The sequence below is a fragment of the Streptomyces sp. NPDC087844 genome (genome assembly GCF_044742785.1).
GTDB lineage: Bacteria > Actinomycetota > Actinomycetes > Streptomycetales > Streptomycetaceae > Streptomyces.
Map to the genome: position 1 here is coordinate 166,627 of NZ_JBIUVD010000022.1, position 7,129 is coordinate 173,755.

The 7,129-nt window shown below is 72.6% G+C and carries 5 protein-coding genes; 2 read left to right on the forward strand and 3 right to left on the reverse strand.

The features are described 5' to 3' along the window. Positions 1–21 precede the first annotated feature (21 nt). Positions 22–1,461: a hydrolase gene (locus ACIOKD_RS33505; RefSeq protein ID WP_402091555.1), complete on the forward strand. Its 1,440-nt coding sequence runs from the start codon at positions 22–24 to the stop codon at positions 1,459–1,461. Positions 1,462–1,591: 130 nt separating this feature from the next. On the opposite strand, the gene ACIOKD_RS33510 is transcribed toward ACIOKD_RS33505, so the two are convergent. The 3 genes from ACIOKD_RS33510 to ACIOKD_RS33520 form a co-directional block, all read right to left on the reverse strand. Next, positions 1,592–3,640, reverse strand: a complete 2,049-nt coding sequence (locus tag ACIOKD_RS33510) for an ATP-binding protein (RefSeq protein WP_402091557.1) — start codon at positions 3,638–3,640, stop codon at positions 1,592–1,594. After that, entirely contained in the window at positions 3,637–4,404 is a 768-nt protein-coding gene (locus ACIOKD_RS33515) for a DUF4255 domain-containing protein (protein WP_402091558.1), read from the reverse strand. Before ACIOKD_RS33515 ends, ACIOKD_RS33510 begins: the two co-directional genes overlap by 4 nt. A 193-nt stretch (positions 4,405–4,597) precedes the next feature. Then, the gene (locus tag ACIOKD_RS33520; protein WP_402091559.1) at positions 4,598–5,266 is read right to left on the reverse strand and encodes a LuxR C-terminal-related transcriptional regulator; all 669 of its coding nucleotides are present in this window, start codon (positions 5,264–5,266) and stop codon (positions 4,598–4,600) included. 242 nt (positions 5,267–5,508) lie between these two features. On the opposite strand from ACIOKD_RS33520, the gene ACIOKD_RS33525 reads away from it, so the two are divergent. After that, a partial coding sequence (locus ACIOKD_RS33525) for an AAA family ATPase (RefSeq protein WP_402091561.1) occupies positions 5,509–7,129 on the forward strand: 1,621 nt, incomplete at its 3' end.

Below are 7,129 nucleotides of genomic sequence, written 5' to 3' on the forward strand. Positions count from 1 at the left end.
CACTGCGTTTAGGTTCCCGGAGTGAGCCTATGGACTTCCTTGGAGCCCGCCTCCGCGACCGTGGACCCGGGTGGCAGTGCGACGGTGCGGCTGCGTCTTCGCAACACCGGTGATGTGGTGGACGAGTACCGCTTCGAGGCGGTCGGTCCGCTGGCGCCGTGGGCGAGGGTGGAACCGCAGGTGTTGCGGCTCTATCCGGGGACGACGGGTTCGGTGGACATCGCGTTCGCGCCGCCGCGTACGCCCGATGCGACGGCGGGTCCCAATCCGTACGCGGTGCGGATCACGCCGACCGAACACCCCGAGGCGACCACCGTCCCGGAGGGGAACCTCACCATCACCCCGTTCACGGAGGTGCGGGCGGAGTTGGTGCCGCCGACGGTGAAGGGCCGTTTCCGGGGTCGTCCGAAGCTGGCGGTGGACAACCTGGGCAACACGAAGCTGACGGCGTCGGTGAGCGGCAGCGACAACGGTGATCAGTTGTCGTACGACATCTACCCGTCGAATGTGCAGATCGATCCGGGCCGTGCGGCGTTCGTGAAGACGACGCTGAAGCCGCGCGAGATCATCTGGTTCGGTTCGAAGGAGTCACGCCCCTACACCCTCGCCGTCCAGCGGTCCGGCGTGGAGCCGCTGGACGTGGAGGGCACCTACGTCCAGCGGGGTTTCCTGCCGCGCTGGCTCGCCACCTTCCTGGGCGTCTTCCTGGCTCTCGCCATCACGTTCGTGATGCTGTGGATCGCCTACAAGCCGCAGGTGCGCAGCGCCGCCACGGAGAAACTGCAGGAAGCCGGCATCAGCACCCTGCCGCCCAGCAGTCCCACGGCGTCCCCGCCCATACCGACCACTCCCACCGTCGCCCCCTCGACGCCCCCGGCCGCCGCGGAGACGCAGGCAGCGGGCGGAGCCGCGGCCGGGGCGGGGGGCGGCGGTTCCGAGGAGGAGAAGGAGACCAAGGCCCCGGAGCGGACGGCGGCGACCGCCGTCCAGGAACTGGCCGCGGAGGAGCCGGACAAGAAGCACATCTGCTACCGGGCCTTCGTTAAGGGCGAGGGCTGGACGGAAGCGGTGTGTGACGGCGAGACGGCCGGCACGGTGGGTGAGAACACGCCGCTCAAGAGCCTCAACATCGCCGTGTCGGGAACCGACGGGACGGCGAGCGCCGCGTTCGTCCACGACCCCGAGTCGACCAATGGGCAGGGGCACTACGTCGCGCCCTGGTCGGGTGCGAAGAACGGTATCGACAACTACATCGGCAGTACGAAGAAGGACGCGCCGAACCTGCTGGGGTTCACCATCAACGTCGGCAGCGGTGGTGGGGCCGTCTGCCAGAACGCGCACATCCATGACGGGGCGTGGCTCGGACTGGCCTGCGACAAGCCCGGTGAGGGTGAAGCGTTCATCTTCGGGGGCACCCTGAACAACGACCTGTGGCTCGAAGCGGTCAAATTCACCGTGTGAGCCGCGTGCGGGTCCGGTGGGGGTGGGCCGCGCCGTTCCCCGCGCCCCTTAAGGGTAAAAGCAGGGGCGCAGCCCCGCTTTTGAGGGGCGCGGGGAACGGCGCGAACGGCCCCCGCCGGACCCGCCGGACCTACCAGTTGCCCTCTCCGGGGACCAGTCGGCCCGCCTTGCGGTACTCCCGTTCGGCGCCCTCGCGCAGGTCCGCCGTCGTGACCGGGGCGCCGCGTCCGGCGGCGGCGTAGGCGGCGGTGACGACCGCGCTGCGGATCGAGCCGCCCGCCAGCTCGAAGGCGTCGGCGACCGCCGAGGGGTCGGTGCCCTCCGCGCACGGCACCGCGGCGAGGCTGTGCCGCCACAGGGCGAGACGCTGCCCGGGGTCGGGGAACGGGAAGTCGACCACCATGTCGAGCCGCCGGGTGAACGCCTCGTCGATGTTGGCGCGCAGGTTGGTGGTGAGCAGGGCGATGCCGTCGAAGGACTCCAGGCGCTGGAGCAGGTAGGCGCTCTCCATGTTGGCGTACTTGTCGTGCGAGTCCTTGACCTCGGAGCGCTTGCCGAAGACCGCGTCCGCCTCGTCGAAGAGCAGCACCGCGTCCGTGCGGTCGGCCTCGGTGAAGATCCGCTCCAGGTTCTTCTCGGTCTCGCCCACGTACTTGTCGACGATCGAGGAGAGCTGCACCACGTACAGGTCCAGGCCGAGTTCGGCGGCGACGACCTCGGCCGACAGGGTCTTGCCGGTACCGGACTCGCCCGCGAAGAGACCGAGGACACCACGGCCCCGCCCGCCGCCCGCGCTGAGCCGCCAGTCGCCGAGCACCTGATCGCGGTGGCGGGCGCGCAGGGCCAGTTCGTGCAGCTGCACGAGGGGCTTGTCGGGCAGGACGAGGTCCTGCCAGCCCACCTCGGGCCTGATCCGGCGGGCATGCCGCTCCAGCCCGGAGGCGGACTGCTGCCGGGCGGCGAGCCGCAGATGCGCGGCGGTCACCGGCGTGCCGTCGAAGACGGCGAGGCCCTGGGCGGCGTGCGCGGCCCGCAGGATGCGGTCGCCGCCGAGCCGGTAGGGGGCCACGGTGGCCGCGAGGTCGAAGCCGGGCTCCTGCCGCAGGGCGGCCGACCAGACGTCCACCGCGCCGGCCCGCTGCCGGGGGGCGTCGAGGACCAGCGGATCGTGCTCGCACCACTGCGGGTCGTACGGCCGTGACCCGGTGAGCAGCACGGGTACTCCGGTCTGCGCCAACGCCCGCACCAGCGGACCGGGTTGGTCCGGCAGGGCGGACGCGACGACGGCGGCGGCGCGCAGCCGGGCCTCACGCAGGAGTTCGGGTACGCGGTCCTCGGGGCCCGTGTAGTGCAGGGCCTCGTATCCGGCGGCCCGCAGGGCTGCGGCGGCACCGGCGAGCCCGTCGCCCTCGCGGTGTTCGCGCAGATAGACGGTGAGGGGCGCGGTGCCCAGCCGGGCGGCCAGCTTGGCGGTGAACTCGTCGTCGAGCGAGGGCGCGGCGGTCGCGAGCGGGTGGACGTGGCCGACGAGCGCGGGGTCCAGGGTGTCGTCGCCGAGCAGATGCGCGACGAGCCGGTCGGGTACGCGCAGCGACCGGCTGAGGAAGGGGCGTTCGGGATCCTCGACGCTCAGCAGGCCGAGCGCGGTCAGGGGTGCCGAGGGATGGAAACGGGCCCGTGCCCCGGCGAAGTGCACGGGCAGCCCGCACAGGTCGAGGGCGAGCCCGGTGGTGGCCCGGCGCCTGCTGACGTCGTCGTTGAGGTACCCGTACAGCGACTCGAAGGAACGGTCCAGGTCGGGTGCGAGGGCGATCAGCAGGATCCGCAGGTCCAGCTCGGTGATCCCGAGCCGCACCGCGAGCAGTTCCAGCCGGTCGGCACCGGCGCCCTCGTACGCCGCCCCGTCCCCGTCGCTGTCCCTGTCTCCGTCTCCTTCTCCTTCTGCGCCCCGGCCCCGGCCCCGGTCGCCCGCCTCGTCCTCGAAGGCGGAGGGGTACGAGGTCGTCGTGGGCCCGAGAAGGTGCCGTACGGCCTCGTCGGAGAGGTACAGGCCACGCAGCGGATCGCCCGCCGTGGGATCTCCGGCGGTGCGCTCGTCGACCAACTCGGCGACGCGGTCGCGCAGCCGGGCCAGCCGGAGGAGGAGCGTGTCGGACGTGAGCGGGGCGTGGGCGGTCACTTCTGCCGTTCTCCGGTGTTCTGCCGGTCGTCGGCGTTCTGCCGGTCACCGGTGTTCTGCCGGTCACCGGTGTCGTCGTGCTGACCGGTGTTCTCGCGTGTGTCGGTGCTTTCGCGGGTACCGGTGCCCAGGGGCGAGGACTTGAGGTGCCGCGGCCGGTGCCGGCGTTCCTCCGAACCCTCCAGCGAGCCGTCGATGCCGCGTACGCGCAGGCCCGCGCCCTCCGTGACCGGGGGACCGGCGTCGTACTCGGGGAAGGCCGGGAAGGGCGCGGTGACGACGAGGTCCAGGGACGGCTTCAGTTCGCCGCCCATCGCGGACCAGATCTCGGCGAGGGACCGGGACTCGGTGTGCAGTCCGGCCACCGTGAGCGGGATGGACAGGCCCAGCGCGCCGAGCGGACCCGGCAGTTCGCTCGCGGGCATCAGTTCGTGGGGCAGCAGGGTCGCCAACGCGGCCGACAGCAGCCGGTGTTCGTCCAGCGGCTGCTTGGTCCACGCGGTGACCAGGTACGACAGCCGGAACCAGCGGGGCGGCTGGCGACGGCGTACGACGATGTCACGGTCGTCGCGCACGGCGGTGTGGCCGCGCTGGCGCCGGGAGACGTCCTCGCGGATGTCGTACAGGTAGGTGTTGATGGTCGGCGCGTTGCGCCGGGCCGCCCAGTCGCGGGTCGGGGCCTCGAAGGAGACGTCGATGCCGGACCCGGCCAGCGCACCGCTTCCGAGCAGCCGCTTGAGGACCTCGTCCACCTCGTGGATCACCGTCGTGCTCCCGCCCTGCCGTGCTGTGCCCTGCCGTACCGCCACCGGATGACGGCGCGGCTGTCCCGCGGCGCCACCGGAACCGCTGTCGTAACCGATCGTGCCTCTGAAGGCCTCGCCTCCGCAGGCACGCCGGGGACGACAGGCGGGCACAGAGTGCTGCCCCCGCGTCCGTCTCCGGCTGCCCGTTCGATCAGATGTAGCCTTCGCGCAGGGCATGTGCCACCGCATGAGCCCGGTTGCGCAGATGCAGTCGGGTGGTGAGCCCGTGCATCACGTTTTTCACGGTCCGTTCGGAGTAGGACAGTTTGCTGGCGATTTCCCCGGTGTCGAGCCCCTCGGCGACGAGTCTCAGCACATCCACCTCACGCGGTGCCAGCCCGGAGGAAGGGGCCCCGGGATGGCTGCTCGTCGTGCGGTGCAGCGAACCCACCTGGCTGATCAGCCGGCCGAGCAGGTCGGCGGGCAGATCGCCGTCGCCCCGGGAGGCCGCGACGACCGCCTGCACCAGCCGGTGCGCGGTGGCCTCGTGGCGCCACACGATGGCACCGACCCCGCACTCGATGACGTCGAGGAGTTCGGTCTCGCGGATCACGCTCACCACGAGGACGGCTCGGGCGCCCTCGCTGCGCACCAGTCTGCGCAGCCGGGAGAGCGCGCTCTCGTCCAGCGTCTCGCTGATCAGCAGGGCGACCGTGTCGGGGCCGGTCTCGGTCTCCTCGCGGAGGTCGATCACCGGGTGCTGGCGCAGTTGGCTGAGCGCTCCCTCCCGGGTGATCGGGTCCGAGGCGTGTACCGCCACCGGTATCCGGGACTCGGGCTCTGCCGTGCCCGGAGCCGCGGTCCCAAATGAACTGCGCAACGGACTCCCCTATGTTCACGAGCCCGTCACCTCTGTGGCGTCCGTGACAGGCGTGCGGTCATCACACTTCTGGGGACCGTGTGTTCGGCGCAATCGTGGAGCACCACGAGACACACCACGAGATCGGAAACCGGATCGGAAACGACGCCGCACACATGTCAGTGGGTCATCTCACGCAACGGGACCCGCCTGTTCCGCCGTCCCACACAGTGGGCCGCACCACGGCCGCGAGGGAGGCAGGGATGTACGTACCACTGCTTGAGCGTCGTCAAACCCTGGAAGCGGTCGCCGCCGAGGCCGCGCGCGCCCGCGCCGGAACCGGCCGGCTGGTCCTGCTGCGGGGTGCCACCGGTACGGGCCGTTCCGCGCTCCTCGAAGCCGCCGCCGAGCAGGCGGAGGAGGCCGGGATGCGGGTGCTGAGGGCCCGCTGCTCGCCCGACGACACAGCTCTGCCCTTCGCTGCCGTACGTCAACTGCTCGGCCCGCAAGCGGAGTTTCCCGAGGCCCGGGAGGTGCCGGACGAACGGGCCCGGGGGGCCTGGCTGTGGCGGCTGCTGCGTTCGCTCACGGCCGGACCGCCGCTCCTGGTGACCGTGGACGACGTCCATCTCGCGGACGACGCCTCGCGGCGCTGGCTCGTCGACGCCGCCCGGCGGGTGGACCGGTTACCGCTGTCGCTGGTCGTGACCGAGCGCAGCCAGTACGACGTAGACGCACCGTCGGCCGGGCTCGCCCACACCCTCTCGCCCGCGCTCGTGCGCACCCTCACCCTCGCTCCGCTGGGGGCCGACTCCACGACACGGCTGGTCCGGTCGGACTTCGGCACGGTCCCGCGGGCGTGGGTGGAGGACTGCGTACGGGCGAGCGCGGGCAGCCCGCTGCTGTTGCGCGCCCTGCTGGACGACCTGCGCGGCACCCTGCCGGCCACGGTGCCGAAGGTGAGCGCCGCGCTGTATCCGGGGGCGTACCAGGCCGCGGTGTCATGGTGGCTGGACAGCGCGGGCCCCGCGACGGCGCAGGTGGCCCGAGCGCTGGCCGCACTGGACGAAGACTTGACGGGCCCTCACACCCGGACACCGTCCGACACACCGAACGACGGGACTGCCTTCCCGGGCGGGGGTCGGGGGGACGGGACTGCCTTCCCGGGCGGGGGGCAGGGGGACGGGGCCGCTCCCCTGGCCGGGAGCGGGGAGTACGGGGCCGAGTCCACCGGCGTGCAACGGGGTTACGGGGCCGATGCACCACCGGGGGACCGGCGGGGGTCGGCTCGGCCGGACGCCGGTGCCGATGCCCCTGCGTTTGCCGGTGCCGGTGCCGGTGCCTCTGCCTCTGCGTTTGCCGATGCCGATGCCGATGCCGATGCCGATGCCGATGCGGCTGCGGGTGCGGGTGCCGGGGCCGGGGCCCATGCCGAAGGCGCAGGCGCGCCCGCTGCGAGCCGGCCTGGCGGCGGTGCAGGCTGCCCGGATGCGGGCGATCCCGCCCACGGCGAACCGGCGGAGAACGACCGGGCCCGGCCTTCGGAGGCCGCCCGGCCTTCCGGCGACGGCTCCACCGGCGACGGCTCCACCGGCGACGGGCCCCGCGCTGACGGTTCCTCAGACGTCGGCTCGTCGGAGGGAGGCGCGGTCTCGGGCGCCGCGACTCCCGGCGGTCCGGTTGCGGGCGCCCCAGCCATCGGTGACCGGGCCCCGGGAGTCCCAGTTGTCGGGGACCGGGTTTCGGGTGCTCCGGCTTCCGGTGCACGGGCCCCGGGCGCCGCGACTCCCGGCGGTCCGGTTGCGGGCGCCCCAGCCCTCGGCGGTCCGGTTTCGGGCGCTCGGGCTCTCGGCGACGCTGCCTTGGGCGGGGCGGTCTCGGGCG